Consider the following 25,472-nt stretch of genomic DNA (forward strand, 5'->3'; position numbering starts at 1 on the left):
GCTGCCCTTTAATATGTTGAAAATTTCTAGAAGTATCGAAATTCCTCTCGAAGAAATCGAAATGCACGCGATGCGCGCTGGCGGTGCTGGTGGCCAGAACGTCAACAAGGTGTCCACAGCGATTCACCTGCGTTTCGATATTCAGTCCTCCTGCCTCCCTCCGTATATAAAGGAGCGCCTGCTAGGCTTACGTGACCAGCGCATTACTGCTGACGGGGTAGTGGTAATCAAGGGACAGAGATTCCGCACCCAGGAAAAAAACCGCGCAGATGTGCTGGAGCGGTTACGAGAGTTGATTTCCAGTGTAGTGAAAACCCCGAAGGCGCGGGTCCCGACCAAACCCACCCGGGGTTCCAAAGAGCGCCGGCTTAAACACAAGACTCGTCGGGGGCAGATCAAGTCCCTGCGCGGAAAGGTTTCCGATCACTGACCGTATTTCTCGATATTCACACTGTCCCCCGCACCTCAATCAGGAAAGGAGTACCCATGCCGACCCGATATCGCGCCCAGGACCTCAAGCAATTTGCCAGCGATCTATTCGCTTCCTCTGGACTTGCCCGCGAGCGCGCGGACGTGATGGCCGAAACATTTCTGCAGGCGGACCTGATGGGGTTCACCACCCACGGCCTGCACCGCGTTGCCAGCAATCTGCACTGGCTGAAAAGCGGTGCTTCACGTATGTCCGGGGAGCACAATGTGCTGTCGGACCGGGAAAGCTGCTTTAACTGGGATGCTGATTTTCTACCCGGCCCCTGGGTCGTCAATCAGGCCATCGACCAGGCGCTGGCCCGCGTTGGCGAGCAGGGTGTGGTGACCGGTGTTATTCGTCGCAGCCAGCATATTGCGTGTCTTGCCGCCTACCTTCCCAAAATTGTGGAGCGCAACTGCGTGGGTATTCTCGCCTGTTCCACTCCCGCGGAGCGGACCGTTTCCCCTCAGGGATGCAAAACGCCCCTGTTCTCGGCCAACCCCATCGCCTTCTGTGCGCCCGCCGCAGATTATCCGCTGTTGTTTGATATCAGTATGTCGGTCACCGCCGGCGGTTATGTGGCGAGGGCCGAGCGCGAGGGCAAAAGACTGCCAGAGAAATATCTTAAAGACCGCGACGGCAACCTTTCCGACGACCCGGCAGCATTCGCTAATGGAGGCAGTATTCTGCCGGTCGGCGCTGCGGATCACGGCTACAAGGGCGCGGCTCTGTCGGCCATGCTGGAGGTGCTCTCCATGGGGCTCGGCGGTTACGGTCGTGCGGACCAGGTGGCGGAGGATGATGAGGCCAATTCGGTTTTCCTGCAGATCATCGACCCGAAAGCGTTCGGCAGTGAGCAGAACTTCCTGCGACAGACCGCCGCGCTCACTCACCTGTGGGAGTCCTGTGAAACGGACGATGGCGATTCGGTGCGGGTTCCCGGGAAGCGGGCATGGAATTTGCGTGAGGATCAAATGGCGAATGGTGTTTCCCTGTATCCGACCATTGTAGAAGACTTGAATCAGCTGGCTGAAGCTCATGCCAAGGCTTTTCCTGAGCCGATTGGTTGAGCTGCTGACTTGTTGAGTGAGGATGAATTCGGGGCGGGCTGTTCGACGCGTGTTTCACCGAATCGGCGCCAATTCGGTCTACATTAGGGGGTAGCGTCACAAAAGCACCGTAATTTAACACGACCTGATTTTCCCCAAGTCCCTGATCCCTCGATTCAGGGGCGTTCAGGGCCTTGGGACCACAGGACCTTAGTCGATCGCACAAAACGGAGAATAACGCCGATGAACGACTTTATTCGACTGTCTGCAATTGAATTGCTGAAAGGCTACCAGGACAAGCAGTTTTCGCCGGTCGAGGCGACAGAGGCCATGCTTGCGCAGATAGCACGATGTAACCCTGTGGTGAATGCGTACAATCTGGTGGATGAGGAAACCACACTGGCGTTTGCCCGGGAGTCAGAGCAGCGTTACCAGCAGGGCAATCCCAAAGGGTTGCTCGACGGTGTCCCGGTCGCCATCAAGGATGTCTTTCTTACACCCCAGTGGCCTACCATCAAGGGCTCCAAAACCATTGATCCCAAGTCCACTCTGGGCAAAGAAGCCCCCAGTGTTGCAGCACTCAACCGCAATGGCGCGGTGCCCCTGGGGAAAACCACCACGCCCGAGTTTGGCTGGAAAGGGGTGACCGACAACCCGGTAGACGGGGTTACCCGCAATCCGTGGAACCCGGACAAAACCGCAGGAGGCTCCAGCGGCGGCAGTGCCGCCGCGGTACCTCTCGGAATGGGCCCGCTGGCCCTGGGCACCGATGCCGGGGGGTCCATCCGTATTCCCGCGGGCTTCAGTGGCCTTGTGGGGCTGAAGCCCAGTTTTGGTGAAGTGCCACACTGGCCAGCGAGTCCTTTCGGTACACTGGCACATGCCGGACCAATGACCTGGACGGTGCCGGACTGCGCATTGTTGATGAATGTCCTCGCAGAGGCGGATAGTCGGGATACCAACGCCATTCCCCGCCGTAACATCGATTATCTCGCTGCACTGGAAGGCGAGCCGGAGGAGTTGTTGCGCGGAGTGCATATCGCCTTTAGCGCAACCCTTGGCTATGTGCAGGTCGAGCGCGAGGTGGAAGAATCGGTACGTGCTGCGGCCAAACTGCTGCAGTCGCTGGGTGCGGAAGTCACCGAAGTGGCGCCGGGGTTTGACGACCCGCTGGCGGCATTCGGACACCTGTTTTATGGGGGTGCCGCCAATGCGCTGCGCAATATCAGCAAAAAGCAGCGCATGCTTATGGACCCGCAGCTGGTGGCGGTTTCAGAAAAAGCCGCACAGCTTTCCATGCTGGATTATCTGGAGGCTGCCAACGAGCGCGCGGCACTGTGTGAGCGCATGGCGGCCTTCCACAAAAAGTACGACCTGCTGCTTACCCCGACGCTGCCGATTACTGCATTTACTGCTGGCCGCGAAGTACCGGAAGACTGGCCCAGCACTCGCTGGCCCTCGTGGACGCCATTTACCTATCCGTTCAACATGACCGGGCAACCGGCCATTTCCGTACCCTGTGGCTTTGACAGTGCCGGGCTGCCCATCGGCCTGCAGCTGGTGGGCGCGCGTTTTGACGACCGCGCGGTGTTGCGCGCGGCCCAGGCTTATCAGCTGGCGGCACCACTGACCGACAAGCGCCCGGATCTTTTTTTTGAAAGTTCGGATGAGGGCGCCACTGTGGGGGCGGGATTATGAGCCGGCTGGATTTTGATTTTTACGAATCCGAAGATCCGGTCTGGAATCCTGCACTGCTCACTATTCCGGTACCGGGTATCCGCAAGATGGTCAATATGGCCGCTTCCATGGAAGACGTTATTCATCTGTCCATCGGCCAGCCGGATGCGCCGACGCCACCCCATGTAGTGCAGGCGACCGTGGACGCGCTGAACGCCGGGCAGACCGGCTACACCATGGATGCGGGGCTGCCGGAATTGCTGGATGCACTGGCGGAGTATTACGGTGAGCGCTCCGGGCGCCCGATCAGCCCGGAGAATATCCTCATCACCACCGGCGCGACGGAAGCCATTTACCTGGCATTGACCGCGGTGTCGGCACCGGGGCGTGAATTTATTGTGCCCGACCCCTCGTTTATGTTGTACGCGCCGCTGATCCGGATGAATGGTGGCGAGGTAAAACATATCCCGACGCGGGCGGAAAACAATCATCAGCTGGATCCGCAGGAAGTCATCGACGCGATCGATACCAACACCCACGCGATCATTCTCAACTCGCCCAGCAATCCGACCGGCACTGTGTATCCGCGGGAAACCGTGGAGACCATTGTGCAGGAAGCGGCGTATCGCGGGATCTATGTGATCAGCGATGAGGTGTACGACCATCTGATTTATGACGACCGGGATTACGCCAGCGTATTGTCCTGCTGCTCGGACCTGGATCATGTGATGGTCATGAGCAGTTTTTCCAAAACCTTCAGCATGGCGGGTATGCGGGTTGGCTGGCTGATCGCGAGCCAGGGCGCGATTCGCAAGCTGCGCCGCTACCATATGTTCACCACCACCGTGGCGAATACCCCCTGCCAGTGGGGTGGGGTTGCCGCACTCAAGGGCGACCGCAGCTTTGTAAAGGATACGGTGGATATCTACCGGAAGCGCCGCAACCGCTTGGTACAGCTGGTGGACGAAACCCCGTTTCTGGAGGGCTACGTTCCGGAAGGTGCCTTCTATATGTTCCCCGCACTGCCGGAGGGCGTAAACGGCAACAATGTTGCGTTGCGGCTGTTGCGGGAAACCGGTGTGTGTACCATTGCCGGTGATACTTTCGGGGAAAGCAGCCGCAACGCCTTGCGGTTTAGCTACGCTACCTCTATCGAGAATATCGAGCGTGCTTTTGACCGCATCATCCCATGGATGAAAAAGCAGGACTTTGGCTGATTGTCCTGGGTTGATTGTCTTGCGACAGTTGATAGGTTCTTACTAACCCGGAAAGCAATCTTGTACAGTGCCCGCAGTTTGTAAGATGGTTGTTTTCCATTTCCGCCACTTTTCGACATCCTGTCTCCGCATCGCCGCTCTGTCGTGATCAACTTGGCTATTTTTTGGCGCGTAATTCATTTTGTGCGCTGTGTATTGCTGCTCCTTTCGAATTGCCCTAATCTGGTGCTGTTTCAATATCGCAAACAATAATGATAATTGGGTCACGATAGTCTTTCGTGACGGCGCCATATAGCGAGCTATCGTTCCCGATTTCATAAAAATAATAGGACGGGTAATTATGCGAGCATTCAAAATCAATGCATTGACTCTGGCCATCGCCGCCGCGACTGCGCTGCCAGCATCACTGGCATTCTCCCAGCAGGATACGGAAGCAGCGCCCGCCAGTGATCAAGGGGTGATGGAAGAGGTCATCACTACCGGCACCCGCAAAGAGGGCGTGTCGCCCACGGAAACCCTGTCTCCGGTTGATGTTCTCGGAGGGAGCAAGTTTTCCGACCAGGGCAGCTTCGATCTGACCGAGTCCCTGGCCAAGGTGGCTCCTTCGTTCAATACGCAGCGCTTTCCGATCGCGGACGGCACCGCATTTATCCGCCCGGTCACCCTGCGCAATCTGTCACCGGATCAGACCCTGGTTCTGGTCAACGGCACCCGGCGGCACCGTTCGGCGCTGGTAAACCTGCAGCTGGCACCTCTGGGGACCACCAACCAGGGGGCGCAAGCGGTGGACTTCGCGGCACTGCCTTCTCTGGCTATCGAGCGTGTTGAGGTGCTGCGTGACGGTGCTTCCGCACAGTACGGCTCCGATGCCATTGCGGGTGTGGTGAACGTGATCCTCAAAGACGATGCCGAGGGCTTCAGCCTGTCTGCCCAGACCGGCGAATACTTCGATGGCGACGGTGCCCGCACCACCCTGGCGGCGAATGGAGGCTTTGCCCTCGGTGATCAGGGTTTTGTTAACGCGACGGTGGAACATTCCTCCGCGGATAAAACCTGGCGCGGCGCAGCGCGTCCGGATGCGGAGTTTGTCGGCAGTGTCGTGGGCGAAGAGAATGTTCCACTCGATGGTCTCGGGCAGCGCTGGGGTGACCCGGAAGTGGAAGCGCTCAAGCTCTTCGTCAACACCGGCTACTCCCTGAATGACACTACTGAGCTGTACGGCAATCTGGGCTACTCGAAAAACGAAACCATTTCCGATTTCTTCTACCGCGGCCCGGTTCTGGATCCCTCCGCAGAGTTCACCGCCCGTGAAACCCTGCAGCAGGATGCGGATGGGGACTTTATGCCCGATGCGGCGCCCCAATCCCTGGTGGACGATATTCTTGCTCAGGGCCTTAACCCCGCCGATTACCTGATGGCCGATAGCAGCAGCGCCAGCGGTTTTGTTCTGCGCAACCCCATCTATACCCAGTTCCCCGGCGGCTACAATCCGGCCTTTGGTGCAGACATCACCGATTTTTCCGTAGTGGCCGGTGCCCGCGGTGAGTGGGCGAATGGCATCAGCTGGGACCTGCGCGCGCGCAGTGCGGAAAACGAAGTTACCTATGTGCTGCAAAATTCCATCAACCCGAGCCTGGGTATCAACTCGCCGCTGAGCTTCAATCCTGGCACGCTGACCCAGGCGGAAACCAGCATCAACGCGGACTTCGTCAAACCGATTGACGTTGCGGCATTCGCGACACCGCTGAACCTGGCATTCGGTATGGAGTGGCGGGATGAGACCTACAAGATCGGCGCGGGAGATGAGGCGTCTATCGCCGTTGGCCCTACCGCAGCGGTCTTCGGTGTGGGCTCGGACGGTTTCCAGGGCTTCCCGGTGGAAGCGGCCGGAGAGTACAGCAGTACAAGTACGGCCGCCTATGTGGACCTGGAGGCGGATGTAACCGACAAACTGTTGCTGGGAGCCGCGCTGCGTTTTGAAAACTTCGAAGAGTTCGGCTCAACGTTCGACTGGAAGCTTTCCGCTCGTTACGACTTCACCGAAAACTTTGCGCTGCGCGGTACCGCCAATACCGGTTTCCGGGCGCCAACGCCGGGGCAGGTCAACACGCTCAATGTCACCACCACTTCGGACTCCGATGGCAACCTGATCCCGAATGGCACCTACCCGGTGAATCATCCGGTGGCGATGGTATTGGGGGCACGGGAGCTGACGCCGGAAGAATCTACCAGCTTTACCCTGGGCGCGGTGTGGAATCCGCTGGATAACACCAGTGTAACCATCGATTACTACAACATCGAAATCAAAGACCGCCTGGCGCTGCGCAATAACACCATTGGCGCTGCGGAAGTTGCGCTGCTGGAGGATGCGGGTGTAGGCAATGCCGCATTGTTGGAGAACAGTAACGCCAACTACTTCGTCAATGCGTTTGACTCTGATGTGTCCGGTATTGATCTGGCCGTTACCAGCGATTTTGATGTTGCCGGTGGCCTGTTGACGATGGATCTACGCCACAACCACAATCAGCAGAAGGTGGATAAAGTTGCACCGAATACCATCAATGCATCCCGTGTATTTGATCTGGAAAACCAGGTGCCCAGCGATCGTACTACCCTGACCTTCGACTACGATTCCGGCGACCTGTTCAATGGCTATCTGCGCTTCAACCGCTATAGCGGCTGGGAGAGCACCTTCGGGCTGTTCGGTCCCGGGGATGCTACCGATGCTTCCGCCTACGGCAGTGAAATTCTGGTAGACATTGAAACCACGATCACGCTCAAGGAGAACTACAAGCTCTCTCTTGGCGGTGAGAACATTTTCGATGTTCGCCCGGATGATGAAGCTGACCCCACGCTGCAGTTCCTTGGGGTTCGCCAGTCACTGACGTCACCGTTTGGTTTCAATGGTGGTTTCTGGTATCTGCGCGCAAGTGCAGAGTTCTGATCGCTACCCACCGAATAAAAGGCCTCCTCCGGGAGGCCTTTTTTCTATGGGTTAGTGAAAACTCCTGACCGGCTGGATTTCCTTCCAGGTAATACCTTCGAGTCTTTTCCCGATCAGGTGGATTACGGCCAACGCCTGTTCTTTCGCATCGCGGCTAATCTGCAGGTTCCCCTCGATCAATAAAATTTTTCCGCTGAGGATTTCTTTGCGGTAGCGCTCCTGTACCTGTTTCCAGACCACCACATTGACCACCCCGGACTCATCCTCCAGCGTCAGAAACAGAACGCCGGCGGCGGTGCCCGGGCGCTGGCGGCAGGTCACCAGGCCGAGCACTCTGACCCTCTCGCCATCCCTGTGGTCTTGCAGGTCGCAGGCGCGGGTCAGGGCGGTAAAACGCCGTTGCTGCCGCAGTACACTCACCGGGTGTTCCTGCAGGGTCAGGCCGGTGCTCTGATAGTCGCTGAAGATGTTGTCTTCCTGGTTTACTTCCGGCTGGTGTTGCAGCGGGGTGGATTGCTCGAGCTGACTGTTCAATAGCTGCCAGGTGCTGTGGTAGCGGCTCTCCGCAATACTGTAAAAGCAGTTGGCGCGGGCGAGGGTGGCGCTTTGCCTGGAGGGTATGTCGACCCGCTGGCTGAAGTCTGTCAGTGACAGGAACCTGTCCTGCAGTCTTGCGGTCTCGACTGCTTCAACGGTTTCCTCCGCGAGCCCCTTGATCAGTCGCATACCGAGGCGGATGGCCGGAGCCTGCAGTTCACTCTTGAAGTCACTCTTCAGCTCAATCTGCTGGTGTGTATCCCCCGGGCGGTTGGGCAGTGCGAGGCTGTGGTGCCAGCTGCTGTGGTTGATATCCAGTGGCAGAATTTTCACATTGTGGCGCTGGGCGTCGTACACCAGTTGCGCGGGCGCGTAAAAACCCATGGGCTGGCTGTTGAGCAGACCGCAGTAAAAGGCGGCCGGGTGATGGCGCTTGATCCATGCAGAGAAGTACGCGAGCAGGCCGAAACTGGCGGAGTGGGACTCCGGGAAGCCATAGGAACCGAAGCCTTTCATCTGCTCGAAAAGCTGCTCCGCCAGGCTGTGCTGGTAACCGTTGGCAAGCATGCCGTTGATCAGCTTTTCGCGAAACTGTAACAGGTTGCCATTCTTCCCCCAGCTGGCCATTGCGCGGCGCAGGGCATCTGCCTCGCCGCCGCTGAAGCCTGCAGCCACCATCGACAGCTTGATGACCTGCTCCTGGAATATGGGCACGCCCAGGGTGCGCTCCAGCACCGGTCGCAGGTTTTCATGGGGATAGTTGACGGGTTCCAGCTTCTGCTTGCGGCGCAGGTAGGGGTGCACCATCCCCCCCTGGATCGGACCCGGGCGGACAATGGCGATTTCAATGACCAGTTCATAAAAATTGCGTGGTTGCAGGCGCGGCAGCATGCTCATCTGTGCGCGGGATTCAATCTGGAAAACCCCCACGGTATCCGCGCGGCTTATCATTTCATAGACGGCCGGGTCGTCCGCAGGGATATCCTGTAGCCGCATTCTCTTTCCATACAGGGCCATATAGGTGAGCGACTTGCGCAGCGCGGTGAGCATACCCAGGGCGAGAATATCGACCTTCATCAATTTCAGGTCTTCGATATCTTCCTTGTCCCATTGCACGATGGTGCGATCTTCCATCGCGGCGTTCTCAATGGGGACCAGCTGACTGAGCGGTAGCTCGGTAATAACAAATCCTCCCACGTGCTGTGAAAGGTGCCGGGGGAAGCCATAGATCTGCTCAAGCAGTGTGGGCAGTATTCTGCCGGCGATACTGTCGGTGGGGATGCCGGCTTGCTGCATTTGCTGTGGAAAGTCTTCCAGCGTATCCCACCAGGCGCGCCCGGCCTGAATACGCTCTATGGTGGCTGGCCCAAGGCCGAGCGCTTTTCCAATGTCCCGCAACGCGCTCTTGAAACGGTAAGTGATTTTGGTGGCGGCGAGGCCGGCCCGTTCGCGGCCGTATTTTCTGTATATGTACTGGATGATTTCCTCGCGCCGTTCATGCTCGAAGTCCACATCGATATCTGGTGGCTCGTTGCGCTCGCGGGAAATAAAACGCTCGAACAACAGGCCGATCTTGTGCGGGTCTATCTCGGTTATGAACAGGCAGTAGCACACAACAGAGTTGGCAGCGGAACCACGGCCCTGATACAGAATGTGTTGACTGCGTGCGAACTGCACGATGTCGTAAATAGTAAGAAAGTAGTACTCGTATTTCAGTTCGGCGATCAACGTCAGTTCGTATTCGATCTGCGCATGAATGCGTTGCTCCGGTCCATTGGGCCAGCGTATAGGGATGCCGGCTTCTACCAGTTCACGCAGGTGATCGCGGGCGGTTTTACCGGGCGCGAGGACTTCAGACGGGTACTGATACTGCAGTTCCTTCAGGCTGAAGCTACAGCGGTTGGCAATCCTGATTGTGTTCTCTACGGCACTCCGGGGATAGAGTGCTGCAATTTCCTCGCGTGTACGCAGGTAGCGCTCTGCGTTCTGTTCCAGGCGGTAGCCGAGTTGATCCAGCGTACAGTTGTGGTAATTCGCGTTGAGTACATCCTGCAGGGGCTTGCGGCTGCGGTTATGCATCAGCACGGCATTGGTAGCCACTACCGGCAGTTGCTGGGACTCGGCAAAGGCAAGCAGTTTCTGAAGCTGCAGGTTTTCACCGGGTAGCAGCCGGTGGTTGAGAGCGATGTAGAGGCGTTCATCGAATTGCTGCCTGAGCGCAGTGGGCAATTCCAACGATGCACCAGTAGGCAGCCACAGACACAGCACATGCTTGCAGAGGTCCAGGATGTCCTGAAGAAAGGTCTGGTAATGACCCTTTTCGGCGCGCAGGCGGGAGGTGGAAATCAGCTGGCATATTTCGCTGTAGGCGAGTTTGTCTGGTGCGAGTAAAACCAGCTCCTGTCGCTCTTCCGGCAGGCGGAAGAAACTGCCGCAAATCAGCTTCAGCTGGCGGCCTTCGGTATCGAGCTTTTCCACTTCGGTATAGGCACGTACCACGCCGGCCATGGAACACTCATCGGTAATCGCGATGGCGCTATAACCGAGCTTGTGGGCGGTCGCAATCAGTTCCTGCGGATGGGAGGCACCCTGAAGAAAGGAAAAGTTACTCTGACAGAAAAGTTCTGCGTACTGCATGCAAGATATGTGGAGTCAGGTATTTGTCGCGGTGAACTCAGGAGTACACGCCGTGTAGGAACCAGTTTTCCGAAGTCAGGTCCTGGAACACCCAGTACAGGCTGCCCTGTTCTCCGCGGGCAATGTAGTAGTCGCGGGCATGGCGGCGGTGTTGCCACCAGTAGCCGTCGATACGCTCCGGGCCCTGCAGCAGTTGCAGTTCACCGTCGTAAAACAGTTTGTGATCCCGCTGCTGGATTCTGTCCGGCCTGGGCAGCAGCCAGCTTGGGCGGGGGGCATTGATGGGGCTTAGCTGGTGGCCTTGGGGTTTGCTTTGCAGGCTGAGGCTATCTGCGCTGGTCCAGGCCTGTTCCGGCAGGTAGCTCTCCTTCAGCGTGACACCGGACAGGGCCTGGTGACCGAGACGGGCTTTAAGCTTGTCGATCAGCTGGTAGCTGTCGTGCAGTTTGCTGCCTTCATCAAAAAGGTCTTCGCGCAGGCTGTGCGCTTCCAGCGAGCGCAGCTGCTCGCATTTGAGCGTTAGTGCCTGTATGGGCTCCGGTAATTCCACCCGTTCCAGTTGCAGCTTGGTGAGGGCAATCAGCCGCTGCGGATCCAGCAGTGGACGGGAAATTTCCACGTTCACCTCCTGGCTGCCACGGCTGCCAAAATCGAGAATCCAGCACAGCCGCTGGCTGTAGAGCTGGCGACGCTGCAGCTGCCGGCAGAGCTCGCGCACCAGACGCCCGGCGGGAAACAGCAACTGCTCGCTGTTATCCAGGGGGCTGGGGAAAAAGAGCGCACTGTGGAACTCCGGGGGCGGCTCGTAGCTGGGAACCGGGTCCGGGCGGGTGCCATTGAGGCGCGCGAGATACTCGATAAAACCGCGGCCGAAACGGTTGCCGACTTCGGACAGCGGAATCGCCAGCAACTGGCTCACCCGTTTGATCCCACAGGCATAGAGCTTGGCAATGGCCTTGTTGCTGCAGTCCAGCAGCTTGCTGGGGGCGAAGCTGATCCACTGGCGCCACTGCTGTGGTGTGGGTGCAGCCTTGGCCTCCGCCAGCCACTGGCGATGTTCCGGCAGCTGGCTGAGCAGGTGCGCCGCGCTGGGGCTGTGGCCCAGCCCCATAACATGACCGATGCGCATTTTGTGCAGCTCTTTACGCAGTTGCTGCAGGAGCGGGGCCAGTCCACCGCTGGCCTTGAGGCTGCCACTCAGTTCCAGAAACAGGCAGGCGGTATCGTCATCCGGTGCCTGCCGGGTTTTGCTGCCCTTGCCGGGTACACTACTGCGGGGGGAGACGACCGGGGTAAAGCTGTAGCCCCACTGGGCCAGCTGTTGCAGCAGCTGGGCTTCCCGTTCCAGGTCCCGCTCGAGCAACGTCAGTGCCGGGCAGTAGGCACAGGCGGTGGGAATGGTGAGGCCCGCGCAGACATTGTGTGTGCGGGCGATGGCATTAGCGGCCTGTATCAGGTTGCCCTGGGAAACAGCAAGCGGGGTCTGGTCCCCGGCGCGGTGCGCGCGGGTCAGTGCTTCCAGGGGTAGCTGCGGGAACTGGATACAAAGCCAGAGCATAGCGGGCTCCTGTGGGGATCAGTGCAGCGGCTGGTCACGGCGGACCAGATCCGGGCTGCGGGCCAGGTGTAGGCGCTGGCCGGATTTGCCATTGAGCTGCTTGAGCAGCTGTAGCGCCAGCTGCTCGCCATCGCTCTGCAGTTTCAGCCGGAGACTGGCGGGGGAGGGGCTGTCGGCGACCGAACCGGGGCGGAAGTGGAAGTGCAGGCAGTCGCCGTCGCGGGCGGCAATCTGCAGCCGGCGCAGGTCCTTGTCTGCCGGCATTTCCCGTCCCTGCCAGTTCACCAGCGCTCCGCAGGCGCCGGATTGCAGAGACTGCTCCGCCGCCCATAACTGATCGCGCTGCCCCCTGGGGTGCAGGATCAGCAGTTTTTCCAGCTGTACACCGGCCTGTACCAGTGCCGGTGCGTAGGGGATATGGGGCGGATTGACCAGAATCACCATGCGGTTCTGGCGGGTCATTTCCGCGAGTGCGGTCAGGATCAGGGACATCTCCCCGATACCCGCCTTGTCGACCAGCAATTCTGTCGTGGCTCCCCGGGGCCAGCCGCGGCTGGCGAGCAGGGCATCGAAGCCGCGATAGCCGGTGGTGATACCGGTGCGGAGCTGACGCTGGCGATTGGCCAGTTGCCAGATGTCGGGCCGGGTCAGCAACTGTTGTAGCGGCTGGCTGTCGGCCTGTTCACTTAACTGCTTGTTTTGCATGAAGTTTTCGGCGCTGTTCACGATCGGCTTGCTCCGCACGGGCTTTTGAAACGGGTTTAACTGGATGTGCATACAGTATCTACTGTCAATTTATACAGTAGTCATCCAGTGGCGGCAAGCCCGTACCAGATAGAGTGGCACTTTTTTGCACAGGGCAAACCGGCTATGATTCGGCCTCTTTAAGTGACCGCCAGAATTGAACCGATACCAGGTAAGTGAGGAGACAGGGTGAGCATCAAATCCGATAAGTGGATTCGCCGTATGGCAGAGAGCGAGGGCATGATCGAGCCCTTCGAGCCGGGCCAGGTACGTCACGGTCTATCGGGCGATCGCCTGATTTCCTACGGCACTTCCAGTTACGGCTACGATGTGCGCTGTGCCAGTGAGTTCAAGATCTTCACCAACGTGCATTCCGCCACCGTGGACCCGAAGGCGTTCGATGAAGACAGCTTCGTGGATGTGCAGGGCGATTACTGCGTCATCCCCCCCAACTCCTTTGCCCTGGCGCGCACCGTGGAATATTTCCGCATCCCGCGCTCGGTTCTGACCATCTGCCTCGGCAAGTCCACCTACGCTCGCTGCGGTATCATCGTGAATGTGACGCCGCTGGAGCCGGAGTGGGAAGGGCACGTAACCCTGGAGTTCTCCAATACCACCAACCTGCCGGCGAAGATCTACGCGAATGAAGGTGTGGCACAGATGCTGTTCTTCGAATCCGATGAGATCTGCGATGTGTCCTACAAGGATCGCGGCGGCAAATACCAGGGCCAGCGCGGCGTCACCCTGCCCAAGACCTGATCGCCCAACCTGACAAATACACTGCCATGACAGACTTTCCCGCCCAGGCCGATGTACTGATCATCGGCGCCGGCGCCGCCGGCCTGATGTGCGCGGCGGTGGCGGGCAAGCGTGGCCGCAGTGTGCTGGTGCTGGACCACGCCAACAAGGTCGGCAAGAAAATCCTGATGTCCGGTGGCGGCCGCTGCAATTTCACCAATCTGTACACGGCGCCGGACAACTTCTACAGCGAAAACCCCCATTTCTGTAAATCCGCCCTGGCCCGCTACACCCAGTGGGACTTTATTGCCCTGGTGGAAAAGCACGGCATTCCCTACCACGAGAAAACCCTGGGCCAGCTGTTCTGCGACAACAAGTCCCGGGATATCGTCGATCTGCTACTGGCGGAATGCCGCGAGGCAAAGGTACAGATCCGCACCCGCTGCGAGATCCAGCGTATCGAGCCCATCGCGGGGGAAGGAAAAAAAGGGTTTGAGGTACATACCGCCCTCGGCCGGGTGGTCTGTGAATCCCTTGTGATCGCCACCGGAGGCCTGTCGATTCCCACCATGGGTGCGACCGGTTTTGGCTACGAAGTTGCCCGTCAATTTGGTCACAATATCATTCCTACCCGAGCGGCACTGGTGCCCTTTACCCTGAACAAGCGCGCACTGGCGCGGCAGCAGGAGTTGCCCGGGACTTCCCTGGCGGTAAACGCCAGCTGTGATCAGGGACACTTTCACGAACAGATGCTGTTTACCCACAAGGGGTTGAGTGGTCCTGCGGTGCTGCAGATTTCCAGTTACTGGCGCGAGGGAAAGCCGGTCGAATTTGACCTGGCCCCGGGGGTTGATCTGCCGGAGTGGCTCAGTGAGCAGCGCGGAAAAAAACCGGAAAGTTTCCTGCACACGGTGCTGGCGGAAATCTGGAGCAAAAAGCTGGTGCAGTTTTTTCTGCAGAGAAATGGACTGGAAAGCAAGCCCCTGAAACAGTACAGCGACAATGCCTTGCAGGATGTGGGGGCCAAACTTCAGACTTGGACACTGGTGCCCGAGGGCACCGAAGGCTACCGCACTGCGGAAGTGACTCTCGGTGGGGTGGATACCAATGAGGTTTCGTCCCGCAGTATGGAAAGCCAGAAACAGTCAGGGCTGTATTTCATCGGTGAAGTACTGGACGTGACCGGCTGGCTGGGTGGCTTCAATTTTCAGTGGGCTTGGGCTTCTGCCCATGCCGCCGGTGGTGAGGCCTGAAGGGGAAAAATATGGGTGATGTTCTGCCGTTCGAGCGCAAGACCGTGTGGGAAAAACACAAGGGTAGCAGCCTGTGCCGCGATGGGTTCCACAAGTGGGTGGTAGTGACAGAGCGCAAGTTTGATGTGAAGCAGGGAAAGCTGGTGACGGAGTACCGCTGTCAGCGCTGCGGAAAGATCAAAACCAAGTTGTTGTAATTGGTTGCATCAATGTCGTCGCGCTTTGTGGTCACCAGCTGACCCGGGTGAACATTCTGGTGCACCCGAACCAGCGATGACGCATTACGATTTAGCAGTCCTGATCCTCTGCACCGGCTTCTTCTTTCATCTCTTCACAGGTGTCTTCCACCGCATTGCCAACATCGGTGATGGTTTCATCAATGGTTTCGCCAACTTCTTCCGCTCCGGATTCTTGTTCACAGGCTGTGATCCCCGTTACCAACAGCGCGGCAAGTCCGACAATGCTTAATTTTTTCAAGGTTTCCATAAGGGAGCTCCTTTTTGGTCTGGTGGATTCTGTATTTCCTGCGACACAGGTCAGCAAGCTTCGTTCCCTATACGACATGCGAGCGTAATGTTTTATTTCAAGGTGTGCGCCGTTGGCTATGCCTGTTTTGTCGGTGAGAATCGTTAAGTTGGTCACATAATTAAAGTGATCCGGCGGTTTATTAGGCAAAATATGCCAGTAGAAATAAAAAAAGCCGGCGGATGCCGGCTTCTTTTTTACGGGTTGGAAACGGGCAGTCAGTCGTTGGTTTTGTCTGCCACGCCCATTTCTTTCAGCAGATTATCGGCGTGATCCACTTTCTCCATGACCCACAGCATATATTCCACATCCACGTGAATCGCGCGGGTATTGTCGTTGAAGTCCCAGTCGGCATTGATACTGTCATAGGTGCCGTCGAACACCAGACCGATGAATTCACCTTTACCGTTCATGGTGGCTGAGCCTGAATTACCGCCGGTGATATCCACGGTGGTCAGGAAGTTGACCGGAACGGAATCCAGCTTTTCATCGTAGAAGCGACCGTAGTCCTTGTTCTTGATGGCATCCAACAGTGCCTGAGGTGCATCGAACGGGTCTTCGCCGGTGTACTTGGCCTCGATACCACGCAGAGTGGTGAAGGGCACAAAGCCATCTTTACCGTCATTGCCATCGGCGGGACCTTTGATGGTACCGGCGGGCGGCGTGTAGCCTTTCACCAGGCCGTAGGTCAGGCGCAAGGAGCTGTTCGCATCCGGGTAAACGGGCTTGCCCTGTTCGTTGTAGTAGGCAATCAGCAGATCCATGTATTGCGGACGCAACTCGGCAAACTGGCCGGCCATGGCCTTATCATGTTGCTCAAGAGCGTAGCGGTCGTCGTAGGTGGCCACGGCCAGCTGGATGAAAGGATCTTCGCTGTTGCGGAAGTCTTCCGGGGTTTTATCCATCCACGCAAGGCGGGTTTCGGTTTTGGTGAGGCCGGTTTTGTCGTACATCGTGTCCAGCTTCTGCTGCAACGCATCACCACTCAGATTACCGCCAAAGAAGTTGTCGAAACTTTCCAGATGCTGGTCTTCCGGCAAGGCGTTGTAACGCTCGATGAAGTAAGTCCAGATGGCCTGGTCTACAGACGGCTCGAAGTTACGCTCGATACGCTTCATGCTCTCGGTGAAACGGGTCAGGTCGCGCTCCTGGTAGCCGGGCTCGCGCTCCATATTTGGTTTTTGTTTTTCCAGGCTCAGGCGGTAAAGGCGCTGTGCTGAACTGAGCATCGCGGAGCGGCCCATGTACCGCATTAGCATGTCACGCTCTTGGGTAGACTGCTGCTCGTTAATCAGCTGCTGTAGATCGCTGATTACAGAAGCGTATTTCTTCTTCGATTCCGGGTTGGCTTCGATCCACGCTTGCAGGTCTTCTTCCAGCTGCTGTTTGCGCTGAAGCAGGTCACTGCGGTTGTATCCCTCCATCATGCCGGTGAAGTTTTTCGAGTAGTTGTTCAGACCGGCTACCTGGCTTGCGTACTTGAGCGCGGCGTCCTTGTTGTTCTCGGTGGCTTTACCGATCACTTCCGACCACTCTGCAAGCACCTTCTGCATAGTGGGGTAGTACCAGGTGAAGTTGTTACTGACCTCTTCTGCAGTGCGGTAGCGGTTGGTGCGGCCGGGGTAACCGGCAACCATAACGTAGTCGCCCACTTCAGGGCCCTTGGTGGCGACCTTCAGGTGATGCTTGGGCTTGTAGGGAACATTGTCTTTGGAGAAGTCTGCAGGCTTGCCATCCGGGCCGACGTAGGCGCGCAGGAAAGAGTAGTCACCGGTGTGACGTGGCCACATCCAGTTGTCGATATCACCGCCGAATTTGCCGATGGAGGCGGCAGGGGCGTGTACCAGGCGCACGTCGCGAATCGCCAGTTGTTTGATCAGGTAGTAGCTGGCACCACCGTAGTAGCTGTAGACCTCGCAGCGGTGGCCGGGGTCGGATTCACAGTCTGCAACCAGCGTTTTTTCTGCGTCTTCAATCGCCTTGAAGCGGGTGGCACCGTCCATGTCATCGCTGAGCTTGCTTTTCACCTGATCGGTGACTTCCTGCATGTCCACGGTGACGTAGATACGTGAGCCGGGCGCTGCAGGCACTTCTTCATCCAGGGTCTTGGCGAGAAAACCGTTGGCTAGCAGGTCATTGTCTTCGGTGGAGTTGTAGGAAATAGAACCGTAGGCGCAGTGGTGGTTGGTGGCAACCAGCCCTTTGGGGGAGACAAAAGACGCCGAGCAACCACCGAGGCTGACCACGGCATTCATTGGGAACTGGGTCAGGTCGGTCATGGTTTTCGGGTCCAGTTCCAGGCCCAGGTCTTTCAGTTTGTTGCCGATTTCCGGCAGCTGGCGGGGCATCCACATCCCTTCGGTGGAGACACTGTCGGTCGTATTGCCTGCGGGTACGTCTTCTGCGGTTGCCACGGCGGCGCTGTCGTTGGCAGTCGGCGCGGGCCCTGCGGTGCGGTCATCTGCAGGTTTGCCGCAGGCGGTCAGCAGGGCAATCGCAAGGGAAAGACCCAGGGGTAACCCCAGGCTGTGGGGAAACTTCTTATCGTTCACTGTAAATCCTTATGCAGTCGCGTCGGAGTATGCGACGGTTGAAAAATAGACGGCCGCAGGAGCGGCCATGTGACCAGATGCTGCCATAGAATCCGTGGCGTCAGAATCTATTCTGCGGTCAGTGGTTCTGTGGCTGGGATAAGTTACCCACAGTGTAGAATGTGGGTTGGAAGTTGCTGACGACGCAGCTGTATCCACCCTCGCGACTCCAGGGCCATGGTGGAACCCCTGAAAGCAGTACAGGAAATATGATGTTGGAAAAACAGGATCTTGTAGATATTGCCCGCACCGAGATGCCATTCGGCAAGTACGCCGGTCGGCCATTGATCGACCTGCCGGAAGAGTACCTGCTCTGGTTCGCCAAGAAGGAGTTTCCCAAAGGGCGGCTGGGACACCTGATGGCGATTACCCTGGAAATAAAAATTGAAGGGCTGGAGGGGCTGGTTAAACCACTCAAAAAACAATGAGCCCCGTGAAGGGGCTCATGTTGTAGCGCATAGCTTACTTAGCGATAGACACGGCGACCATAGCGGTCGTAGCGATAGTGCCGTTTCTTGCTGCGGTCATACAGCCAGCCACTGGCACCACCTATGGCTGCACCAACAGCTGCACCACCTACATCGCCGGTTACCAGGGCGCCGGTGACCGCGCCGATACCGATACCGGTACCCACACGGCGGTCTGAATTACTCATATTGGCACAGCCTGCGGTGGCGAGAGTCAGTGCCAGAGCGGACACCATGCCGGTACGTTTGAGAGTTTGGAATCGCATATAAACTCCGCTTGCGTTTGCTAGGGACATCACGGCAGGAGTGTATGGTGGGCAGCCGGAGCTCCCAATAGCGCGTCACCTGGAAAGCCCGCGTGCGGAAAAAATGAGAAAAAAGTTTGGGGTAGGGCGACGCGACCCTACACTGGTAACAGTCCCGGGAAGACTCCCCCATCGCGAGACGAGGTGGAGTGCCAAGAAGAAGCGGTCCGTAACGGAGACTGAACATGACCGTAAATAGGCCCACAGCGGGTGACCACTGATCTGAAATTGATTGATTTCAGCGAGTGAACGAGCGGGAAGTTTCAGTCAGCTTGATTGGGTAAATGGGGCAGAGCGGTCGATATTTCATCGGCCGCTTTTCGTTTTTAAGCCCGGAACACCCGTACCGCTTGTCGCTTTTGGTTGTTTTAGGCGCCAAAAACTCATTATCCGGTGTGACTAACCTCTCAGGTCTGTCTCTGGGGGCTGGTCAAATCCTTAGCGACAAGAGTATTGTGAAAGCGTAATGACACCGCTGTCATATTCCCATTAAAAATGACAGCGGTGTCATTTGCCCGGGCCACAGACGGGCTCTCAGAGGTACCTGTTCGCAGTAGCAGACAAGAAGTACCGGCATAAAGATGTAGTTGAATGCCGTTCAATCGGGGGCAGCGTTGCCCGTTGAGGTATGACGGATACAGCACACCGCTGCTCTCATTGATAGATCCTGACCCATAAAAGATAACGACAAGGTGAAAATCAATGAAAGGGCTCACACCAAGCCACTGGCGTCGCGCATTGCTAGCGCTCGGCCTTGCCAGTTCCTCCGCCATCGCCGCACCCGGCGCTCCTACCATTGAATGGATGGAAACCAGTTTTGCCATCATCGAGGTGGATGAAGCGGCCACTGCCTACGAGCAGCTGGTTACCATCAATGACTATGCGGAAGTTCCGGTAGCCTGGTCCAAGTGGTCCGGCGATCCGGCCACCACCGCTCAGTACCTGCTGAATGGTGAAGTCGTACTGGAACAATCCGTTTCCGGGACCGGTACCCAGACCGGCACAGCAACACTACAGGTAGCCGAGGGCGGCCAGTACTCCCTGCAGGTTGCACTGTGCAACGACGATGGATGTGCAACCTCTGAGGCCAAAGACATCGTGGTGGCCGATACAGATGGCAGCCACCTGGATCCGATCACCGTAACCGCCGGTGAAAATAACCAGCCATACCAGAACACCAGTAACTCCGTGGTGGGCACTTACTTTGTGGAGTGGGGTGTTTACGGTCGTAAATTCTCCGTCGACATGATGCCCTCCTATAACCTGACCCACCTGATTTACGGGTTTATCCCCATCTGTGGTGGTGACGGCATCAACGACAGCCTGAAAGAAATCGAAGGCTCTTTCCAGGCCCTGCAGCGTTCCTGCTCCGGTCGTGAGGACTTCAAGGTTTCCCTGCACGATCCGTTTGCGGCCGTACAGAAATCCCAGGCAGACCAGACTTTCTCCGATCCCTACAAGGGCAACTTCGGCCAGTTGATGGCCCTGAAGCAGGCCTATCCGGACCTGAAAATCCTGCCCTCCATCGGCGGTTGGACCCTGTCCGATCCGTTCTACTTCTTTGACGATGCCGCCAAGCGCAAAACCTTCGTGGACTCGGTTGAAGAATTCATGCGCACCTGGAAGTTCTTTGACGGTGTGGATATCGACTGGGAATACCCAGGCGGGCAGGGTGCGAATGCCAGCCTCGGCGATCCGGCCATCGACGGTGAAACCTATCGCCTGCTGATGCGCGACCTGCGCGCCATGCTTGATGGCCTGGAGCAGGAAACCGGCCGCGAGTATCAACTCACTTCTGCGATTGGTGCCGGCGCCGACAAGATCGAAGATGTGGATTATCTCGATGTACAGCAGTACATGGATTACTTCTTCGTGATGACCTACGACTACTACGGTGGCTGGAGCAACGAGGTGCTGGGTCACCAGACCGCGCTGTATGCCCCGAGCTGGCGTCCGGACACCGATTACACCACCCACAATGGTATTCAGAACCTGTTGGGCCTGGGGGTTGATCCCGGCAAGCTGGTTGTCGGCGCTGCCATGTACGGCCGCGGTTGGACCGGTGTTTCCGGCTGGACTGGCAACGATCACATGACCGGTACTGCGACCGGTATGGTGAGCGGAACCTGGGAAGATGGCGTTGTCGATTACCGCGATATCGTCGGCCGTCTTGCCACCGGTGAGTGGGAAGAGTACTACGACGAGACCGCTGAAGCGCCGTACATCTTTAAGCCAAGCACCGGCGACCTGATCACCTATGACAACCATCGCTCCGTCATGGCTAAGGGCGCTTACGTACAGTCCAACAACCTGGCCGGTCTGTTCTCCTGGGAAATTGACGCAGACAACGGCGACATCATGAATGCCATGCATGAAAGCCTCGGTCACGGCGATGGTCTGGATAACCGTACCCCGACTGCCCGTGCCGGTGGTGATCAATCCGTGGACAGTGGTGCCAGTGTCACCCTCGACGGCAGCACTTCCAGTGACCTGGACAACGACCCGCTGACCTACAGCTGGATACAGGTTTCCGGACCCAGTGTCACCCTGCAAAATGCCAACAGCGTTTCTGCAAGCTTCACTGCACCGACCGTTAGTGCGGACGAAGAGCTGGTGTTTGAGTTGACGGTTACCGACGACAGCGATGCCAGCGGTTCCGATCAGGTGTCTGTCACCGTTCTCGCGGACCAGCCGAACCAGGCCCCCAGTGCCAATGCGGGTGCAGACCAGATCGTGGTTACCCCGGCCACCGTGTCCCTGAATGGCACCGGCTCCAGCGATCCCGATGGCGATGTACTGACTTACGCCTGGACTCAGGTTTCCGGTGCCAGCGTAAGTCTGAGCGATGCCACTGCTGCTAGCCCGAGCTTCTCCGCGGCGGAAGTCACTGCGGAACAGGAGCTGGTATTCGAGCTGACGGTCAGCGACGGCACCCTCAGCGACGACACACCGGATCAGGTCAGCATCTTCCTGCTGCCGCCGGATGCCAACACCGCGCCGGAAGTCTCCGCTCCATCTCAGGTCACCATTCAGGAAGGTGCCAGTGATTCCATCACCGCCACCGGTACCGATGCCGACGGTGATGCTCTGACTTATACCTGGAGTGGTATGGCCAACGGTTCCGGTGACACCATCACCATCACTGCACCGCAGGTAGAAGCCGATACCGAGTTCTCCCTCACTGTTACTGTCAGCGATGGTATCGACAGCGCAAGTGCGACGGTCACCGTGGTCGTGACAAACGCAGGTGGCGGCGGTAGCTGTGTCCTCACCGATCCGAATGCGGGTAATTTCCCGGCGTGGCAGTCTGGCAGCACCTACCTCGGTGGTGATCAGGTGAGCTTTGACCAGCTGGTATGGGAAGCCAAGTACTGGACCCAACAGCAGCCGGGCTTCAGTGCGGATGCGTGGAAGCTCATCAGCGATGTCGAGGTGCCCTGGAATTCCAGCACGGCCTACAACGGTGGTGATGAGGTGAACCACAACGGCCTGCGTTACCGGGCCAAGTGGTGGACCCAGAGCGAGCCGGGCGTTTCTTCCGACTGGGAAGAGATCGGCGAAGCGACGTGTAACTAAGTACTAAAGCACTAAACAGAGGGCGCCATCGCGCCCTCTGTTCTTTGTGTTGTTACAAAAAATTCAACAAGGTACACAAGCATGAAAAGGCTAATATTGAGCGTGATCGCTCTCGGGCTTTTTTCCGCCAATGCAGCGGCGGTGGATTGCAGTGCGCGTCCCACATGGGAAAGCAGCGCTATCTATCTCGGTGGTAATTCCGTACAGCACCTGGGAAACGCTTACACAGCGAATTACTGGACCCAGAACAATAACCCGGCTACCAATTCCGGCACCTGGGATTACTGGAAATACGACGGTGCCTGTGACGGCAGTTCCTCTTCAGGGGGCTCCAGCTCTTCGTCATCCAGCTCGAGCTCTTCCTCCTCGTCATCGAGTTCCTCGTCTTCCAGTTCTTCGTCCAGCTCGGGAGGCTCCGGCGGCGGTTCCTGTACCTCCATGCAGTATGTGGCGGGCACCAGCTATGCCGCGGGCGAGTTGGTGCAGAACGTGGGTCTGGAGTTCCAGTGCAATATTGCCGGCTGGTGTTCCTCCGCGGCAGCCTGGGCGTATGAGCCGGGTGTCGGCATGCACTGGGAGGATGCCTGGAGCCAGGCAGGGGATTGCGGCAGTTCGTCCTCCAGCAGCTCTTCCAGTGGCGGCTCCAGCTCTTCCTCAAGCAGCTCCGGTTCGTCGAGCTCTGGCGGCTCATCGGGTGGGAGCTCGTCCGGTGGTAATAGTGGCCTGTTGCCAAAACACGCGCTGGTCGGCTACTGGCACAACTTCGACAACGGTTCCGGCTTGTACCGTATCAGTGAGGTTTCCGATGTGTGGGATGTGATTGTGGTGGCCTTCGTGGATGACGCGGGCAACGGCAATATTGCGTTCAACCTGGACCCGGGCCTCGACAAGCAGCAGTTTATCGACGACATCGCTGCCAAGCGCGCCGCGGGTAAAATTGTGGTCGCTTCCTACGGTGGCGAGAAGGGCACGGTAACGCTGAACACCGAGGAGAACGTCACCAACTTCGTCAACAGTACCGCGGCAATGATCGACGAGTACGGGTTTGACGGGATCGATATCGACCTGGAGTCCGGCGCCGGCGTAATGCACGGTGCACCGGTGATCCAGAATATGGTGAATGCGGTCAAGCAGTTGAAGCAGCGCTACCCGGGCATGTACCTGTCGATGGCACCGGAGCACCCTTACGTACAGGGTGGCTACGTCTCCTATACCGGTATCTGGGGCGCCTACCTGCCGATGATCGACCAGCTGCGCGATGAGCTGGACCTGTTGCATGTGCAGCTCTACAACAATGGCGGCCTCGCCACGCCATACCAAGGGCCGGCATATGCAGCAGGCTCCGTGGACATGATGGTGTCTTCAGCCCTGATGCTGATTGAGGGCTTCCCGCTGGGTTACGGCAACGCAGGTTTCTTTGACGGGTTGCGCCCCGACCAGGTCGGTCTCGCACTGCCGTCTGGCCCCAGCGCCGCCGGCAGCGGCTTTGCCACTACCGCGGATATCAATCGCGCGCTGGACTGTCTCACGCAGCAGCTGAACTGTGACACGCTGACGCCGTCGCAGGCGTACCCGACGTTCAACGGCGTGATGACCTGGTCCATCAACTGGGACATGAACGACGGTGGTATTTTCTCCGGACCGGTAGGTAGCCATGTGCATAACCTGCCGTGATCTTCCGATGAGCACGTAAAATGAGAAGGGGCGCTGAAAAGCGCCCTTTTTTATGTCTGGAATAGATCCCGGATCTGCCACGCATAAAAAAACCCGGCGAAAGCCGGGTTTTTTGTTTTCGGAATCGCCGCTTAGCGGTCTTCCGCAGCGACGTAGTCGCGCGCAGTGTGGCCGGTGTACAGCTGACGCGGACGACCAATCTTGTACGGGTTGGAAATCATCTCGTTCCAGTGTGCGATCCAGCCGGCGGTACGGCCAGTAGCAAAGATCACGGTGAACATGTCGGTGGGGATGCCGATGGCCTTCATGATGATGCCGGAGTAGAAGTCCACGTTCGGGTAGAGTTTCTTCTCTACGAAGTACTCGTCTTCCAGGGCAATCTTTTCCAGCTTCTTGGCGATGCGCAGCAGCGGGTCGTTCTCGGCACCCATAGCGCCCAGAACCTCGTCACAGATGCCCTGCATGACGCGAGAGCGCGGGTCGAAGTTCTTGTATACGCGGTGGCCGAAGCCCATCAGGCGGAACGGATCGTTTTTGTCTTTGGCTTTTGCAACATACTCGTCGATACGGCTCTCGTCGCCGATCTCTTCCAGCATGTTCAGTACCGCTTCGTTGGCGCCACCGTGTGCCGGGCCCCACAGGGTCGCAATACCGGAGGAGATACAGGCGAAGGGGTTGGCACCGGAGGAGCCGGCCAGACGTACGGTAGAGGTCGAGGCATTCTGCTCATGGTCTGCGTGCAGCAGGAAGATCACGTCCATGGCCTTGGCCACAACCGGGTCGATCTTGCTCGGTTCACAGGGGTTGCCGAACATCATGTGCAGGAAGTTCTCGGAGTAGCTGAGGCTGTTGTCCGGATACATGAACGGCTGGCCCTTGCTGTGCTTGTAGCACATGGCAGCCAGGGTCGGCATCTTCGCGATCAGGCGATCAGCGGAGATCTTGCGGTGTTCGGGGTCGGTGATGTCGAGGGAGTCATGGTAGAAGGAGGCCAGGGCGCCCACAACGCCGCACATCATCGCCATCGGGTGGGCATCGTAGCGGAAGCCCTTGAAGAAGTTGACCAGAGACTCATGCACCATGGTGTGGTTCATGATGCTGTTGACGTATTCCTTCTTCTGCGCAACGGATGGCAATTCGCCATTCATCAGCAGGTAGCAGGTTTCCAGGTAGTCAGATTTCTCTGCCAGCTGCTCGATCGGGTAGCCGCGGTGCAGCAGTACACCCTTGGCACCATCGATATAGGTGATCTTGGATTCGCAGGAGGCGGTGGACATGAAGCCCGGGTCGTAGGTAAACAGGCCTTTGCTCGCCAGGCTGCTGACGTCTACAACGTCGGGGCCGGCAGTGCCGGAGTAGACCGGCAGGTCGAATGGGGCGTCGATACCGTCGACCGTGAGTTGAGCTTTCTTGTCGGACATTGTGGACTCCTAAAAACTATTCTTTTGCCAGCTTTCTTATTTCCACACAAATCACTGAATCGATTCAGCGATTCTACGGCCCAGGTAGGG

General features: G+C 57.8%; 19 protein-coding genes. 11 read left to right on the forward strand and 8 right to left on the reverse strand.

Annotated elements, in window-relative coordinates; translation table 11 throughout:
• Positions 1–13: 13 nt before the first annotated feature.
• The 5 genes from arfB (at position 14) to GTQ55_RS05275 (ending at position 7,356) form a co-directional block, all read left to right on the forward strand.
• Entirely contained in the window at positions 14–430 is a 417-nt protein-coding gene (arfB, locus tag GTQ55_RS05255) for an alternative ribosome rescue aminoacyl-tRNA hydrolase ArfB (RefSeq protein WP_161857791.1), read from the forward strand.
• Positions 431–486: 56 nt separating this feature from the next.
• Complete coding sequence (locus tag GTQ55_RS05260) at positions 487–1,539, forward strand: Ldh family oxidoreductase (protein WP_161857792.1); 1,053 nt, start codon at positions 487–489, stop codon at positions 1,537–1,539.
• 222 nt (positions 1,540–1,761) lie between these two features.
• On the forward strand, positions 1,762–3,216 hold the full coding sequence (locus GTQ55_RS05265) for an amidase (protein ID WP_161857793.1): 1,455 nt from the start codon (positions 1,762–1,764) through the stop codon (positions 3,214–3,216).
• Positions 3,213–4,412 carry a pyridoxal phosphate-dependent aminotransferase gene (locus tag GTQ55_RS05270; RefSeq protein ID WP_161857794.1) on the forward strand — a complete coding sequence of 400 codons (1,200 nt, stop codon included), beginning with the start codon at positions 3,213–3,215 and terminating at the stop codon, positions 4,410–4,412. The genes GTQ55_RS05265 and GTQ55_RS05270 overlap by 4 nt, the downstream gene beginning before the upstream one ends.
• Positions 4,413–4,752: 340 nt before the next feature.
• Positions 4,753–7,356 (forward strand): TonB-dependent receptor plug domain-containing protein, encoded by a 2,604-nt coding sequence (locus GTQ55_RS05275; protein WP_161857795.1) that lies wholly within the window; start codon positions 4,753–4,755, stop codon positions 7,354–7,356.
• Positions 7,357–7,407: 51 nt separating this feature from the next.
• Here the strand turns inward: GTQ55_RS05275 and GTQ55_RS05280 are convergent, their stop codons facing one another.
• From GTQ55_RS05280 to imuA, 3 genes are read right to left on the reverse strand one after another with little or no spacing between them, the layout of a single operon-like run.
• A complete protein-coding gene (locus GTQ55_RS05280; protein ID WP_161857796.1) occupies positions 7,408–10,530 on the reverse strand; it encodes an error-prone DNA polymerase in 3,123 nt (1,040 codons plus the stop codon).
• A 37-nt stretch (positions 10,531–10,567) separates the two neighbouring features.
• Positions 10,568–12,088: a Y-family DNA polymerase gene (locus GTQ55_RS05285; RefSeq protein ID WP_161857797.1), complete on the reverse strand. Its 1,521-nt coding sequence runs from the start codon at positions 12,086–12,088 to the stop codon at positions 10,568–10,570.
• An 18-nt stretch (positions 12,089–12,106) separates the two neighbouring features.
• Positions 12,107–12,865 (reverse strand): translesion DNA synthesis-associated protein ImuA, encoded by a 759-nt coding sequence (gene imuA, locus GTQ55_RS05290; RefSeq protein ID WP_221296345.1) that lies wholly within the window; start codon positions 12,863–12,865, stop codon positions 12,107–12,109.
• A gap of 156 nt (positions 12,866–13,021) precedes the next feature.
• Here imuA and dcd point away from each other — a divergent pair, with 156 nt between their 5' ends.
• From dcd to GTQ55_RS05305, 3 genes are read left to right on the forward strand one after another with little or no spacing between them, the layout of a single operon-like run.
• Positions 13,022–13,591 carry a dCTP deaminase gene (dcd, locus tag GTQ55_RS05295; protein ID WP_161857798.1) on the forward strand — a complete coding sequence of 190 codons (570 nt, stop codon included), beginning with the start codon at positions 13,022–13,024 and terminating at the stop codon, positions 13,589–13,591.
• Between the two features lie 26 nt (positions 13,592–13,617).
• Positions 13,618–14,823 carry a BaiN/RdsA family NAD(P)/FAD-dependent oxidoreductase gene (locus GTQ55_RS05300; protein WP_161857799.1) on the forward strand — a complete coding sequence of 402 codons (1,206 nt, stop codon included), beginning with the start codon at positions 13,618–13,620 and terminating at the stop codon, positions 14,821–14,823.
• Positions 14,824–14,834: 11 nt separating this feature from the next.
• Entirely contained in the window at positions 14,835–15,020 is a 186-nt protein-coding gene (locus tag GTQ55_RS05305; protein WP_161857800.1) for a hypothetical protein, read from the forward strand.
• Between the two features lie 91 nt (positions 15,021–15,111).
• Here the strand turns inward: GTQ55_RS05305 and GTQ55_RS05310 are convergent, their stop codons facing one another.
• Together GTQ55_RS05310 and GTQ55_RS05315 are read right to left on the reverse strand one after the other, a co-directional pair.
• The gene (locus tag GTQ55_RS05310; RefSeq protein ID WP_161857801.1) at positions 15,112–15,309 is read right to left on the reverse strand and encodes a hypothetical protein; all 198 of its coding nucleotides are present in this window, start codon (positions 15,307–15,309) and stop codon (positions 15,112–15,114) included.
• Positions 15,310–15,566: 257 nt separating this feature from the next.
• The gene (locus tag GTQ55_RS05315) at positions 15,567–17,900 is read right to left on the reverse strand and encodes a S46 family peptidase (RefSeq protein ID WP_237567836.1); all 2,334 of its coding nucleotides are present in this window, start codon (positions 17,898–17,900) and stop codon (positions 15,567–15,569) included.
• Positions 17,901–18,148: 248 nt separating this feature from the next.
• Here GTQ55_RS05315 and GTQ55_RS05320 point away from each other — a divergent pair, with 248 nt between their 5' ends.
• Positions 18,149–18,367: a DUF3820 family protein gene (locus tag GTQ55_RS05320; RefSeq protein WP_375791548.1), complete on the forward strand. Its 219-nt coding sequence runs from the start codon at positions 18,149–18,151 to the stop codon at positions 18,365–18,367.
• Between the two features lie 38 nt (positions 18,368–18,405).
• Here the strand turns inward: GTQ55_RS05320 and GTQ55_RS05325 are convergent, their stop codons facing one another.
• A complete protein-coding gene (locus GTQ55_RS05325) occupies positions 18,406–18,672 on the reverse strand; it encodes a hypothetical protein (RefSeq protein WP_161857802.1) in 267 nt (88 codons plus the stop codon).
• A gap of 741 nt (positions 18,673–19,413) precedes the next feature.
• Here GTQ55_RS05325 and GTQ55_RS05330 point away from each other — a divergent pair.
• Positions 19,414–22,287, forward strand: coding sequence for a glycosyl hydrolase family 18 protein (locus tag GTQ55_RS05330; RefSeq protein WP_161857803.1), 2,874 nt, complete (start codon positions 19,414–19,416; stop codon positions 22,285–22,287).
• A 281-nt stretch (positions 22,288–22,568) separates the two neighbouring features.
• Here GTQ55_RS05330 and GTQ55_RS17895 read toward each other — a convergent pair whose 3' ends face one another.
• Positions 22,569–22,745, reverse strand: coding sequence for a hypothetical protein (locus tag GTQ55_RS17895; RefSeq protein ID WP_237567837.1), 177 nt, complete (start codon positions 22,743–22,745; stop codon positions 22,569–22,571).
• Here GTQ55_RS17895 and GTQ55_RS05335 point away from each other — a divergent pair.
• Entirely contained in the window at positions 22,726–23,961 is a 1,236-nt protein-coding gene (locus GTQ55_RS05335; protein ID WP_237567838.1) for a chitinase, read from the forward strand. The genes GTQ55_RS17895 and GTQ55_RS05335 overlap by 20 nt on opposite strands.
• Before the next feature lie 131 nt (positions 23,962–24,092).
• On the opposite strand, the gene gltA is transcribed toward GTQ55_RS05335, so the two are convergent.
• On the reverse strand, positions 24,093–25,382 hold the full coding sequence (gene gltA, locus GTQ55_RS05340) for a citrate synthase (RefSeq protein WP_161857805.1): 1,290 nt from the start codon (positions 25,380–25,382) through the stop codon (positions 24,093–24,095).
• Positions 25,383–25,472: the final 90 nt, after the last annotated feature.

This window comes from Microbulbifer hydrolyticus, assembly GCF_009931115.1.
GTDB lineage: Bacteria > Pseudomonadota > Gammaproteobacteria > Pseudomonadales > Cellvibrionaceae > Microbulbifer > Microbulbifer hydrolyticus.

Bases quoted from the DNA above. Each gene is read 5' to 3' on its own strand.
- arfB (WP_161857791.1), top strand. From the start codon at position 14: ATGTTGAAAATTTCTAGAAGTATCGAAATTCCTCTCGAAGAAATCGAA.
- GTQ55_RS05260 (WP_161857792.1), top strand. From the start codon at position 487: ATGCCGACCCGATATCGCGCCCAGGACCTCAAGCAATTTGCCAGCGAT.
- GTQ55_RS05265 (WP_161857793.1), top strand. From the start codon at position 1,762: ATGAACGACTTTATTCGACTGTCTGCAATTGAATTGCTGAAAGGCTAC.
- GTQ55_RS05270 (WP_161857794.1), top strand. From the start codon at position 3,213: ATGAGCCGGCTGGATTTTGATTTTTACGAATCCGAAGATCCGGTCTGG.
- GTQ55_RS05275 (WP_161857795.1), top strand. From the start codon at position 4,753: ATGCGAGCATTCAAAATCAATGCATTGACTCTGGCCATCGCCGCCGCG.
- GTQ55_RS05280 (WP_161857796.1), bottom strand. From the start codon at position 10,530: ATGCAGTACGCAGAACTTTTCTGTCAGAGTAACTTTTCCTTTCTTCAG.
- GTQ55_RS05285 (WP_161857797.1), bottom strand. From the start codon at position 12,088: ATGCTCTGGCTTTGTATCCAGTTCCCGCAGCTACCCCTGGAAGCACTG.
- imuA (WP_221296345.1), bottom strand. From the start codon at position 12,865: ATGCACATCCAGTTAAACCCGTTTCAAAAGCCCGTGCGGAGCAAGCCG.
- GTQ55_RS05300 (WP_161857799.1), top strand. From the start codon at position 13,618: ATGACAGACTTTCCCGCCCAGGCCGATGTACTGATCATCGGCGCCGGC.
- GTQ55_RS05305 (WP_161857800.1), top strand. From the start codon at position 14,835: ATGGGTGATGTTCTGCCGTTCGAGCGCAAGACCGTGTGGGAAAAACAC.
- GTQ55_RS05310 (WP_161857801.1), bottom strand. From the start codon at position 15,309: ATGGAAACCTTGAAAAAATTAAGCATTGTCGGACTTGCCGCGCTGTTG.
- GTQ55_RS05320 (WP_375791548.1), top strand. From the start codon at position 18,149: ATGATGTTGGAAAAACAGGATCTTGTAGATATTGCCCGCACCGAGATG.
- GTQ55_RS05325 (WP_161857802.1), bottom strand. From the start codon at position 18,672: ATGCGATTCCAAACTCTCAAACGTACCGGCATGGTGTCCGCTCTGGCA.
- GTQ55_RS05330 (WP_161857803.1), top strand. From the start codon at position 19,414: ATGAAAGGGCTCACACCAAGCCACTGGCGTCGCGCATTGCTAGCGCTC.
- GTQ55_RS05335 (WP_237567838.1), top strand. From the start codon at position 22,726: ATGCAGTATGTGGCGGGCACCAGCTATGCCGCGGGCGAGTTGGTGCAG.
- gltA (WP_161857805.1), bottom strand. From the start codon at position 25,382: ATGTCCGACAAGAAAGCTCAACTCACGGTCGACGGTATCGACGCCCCA.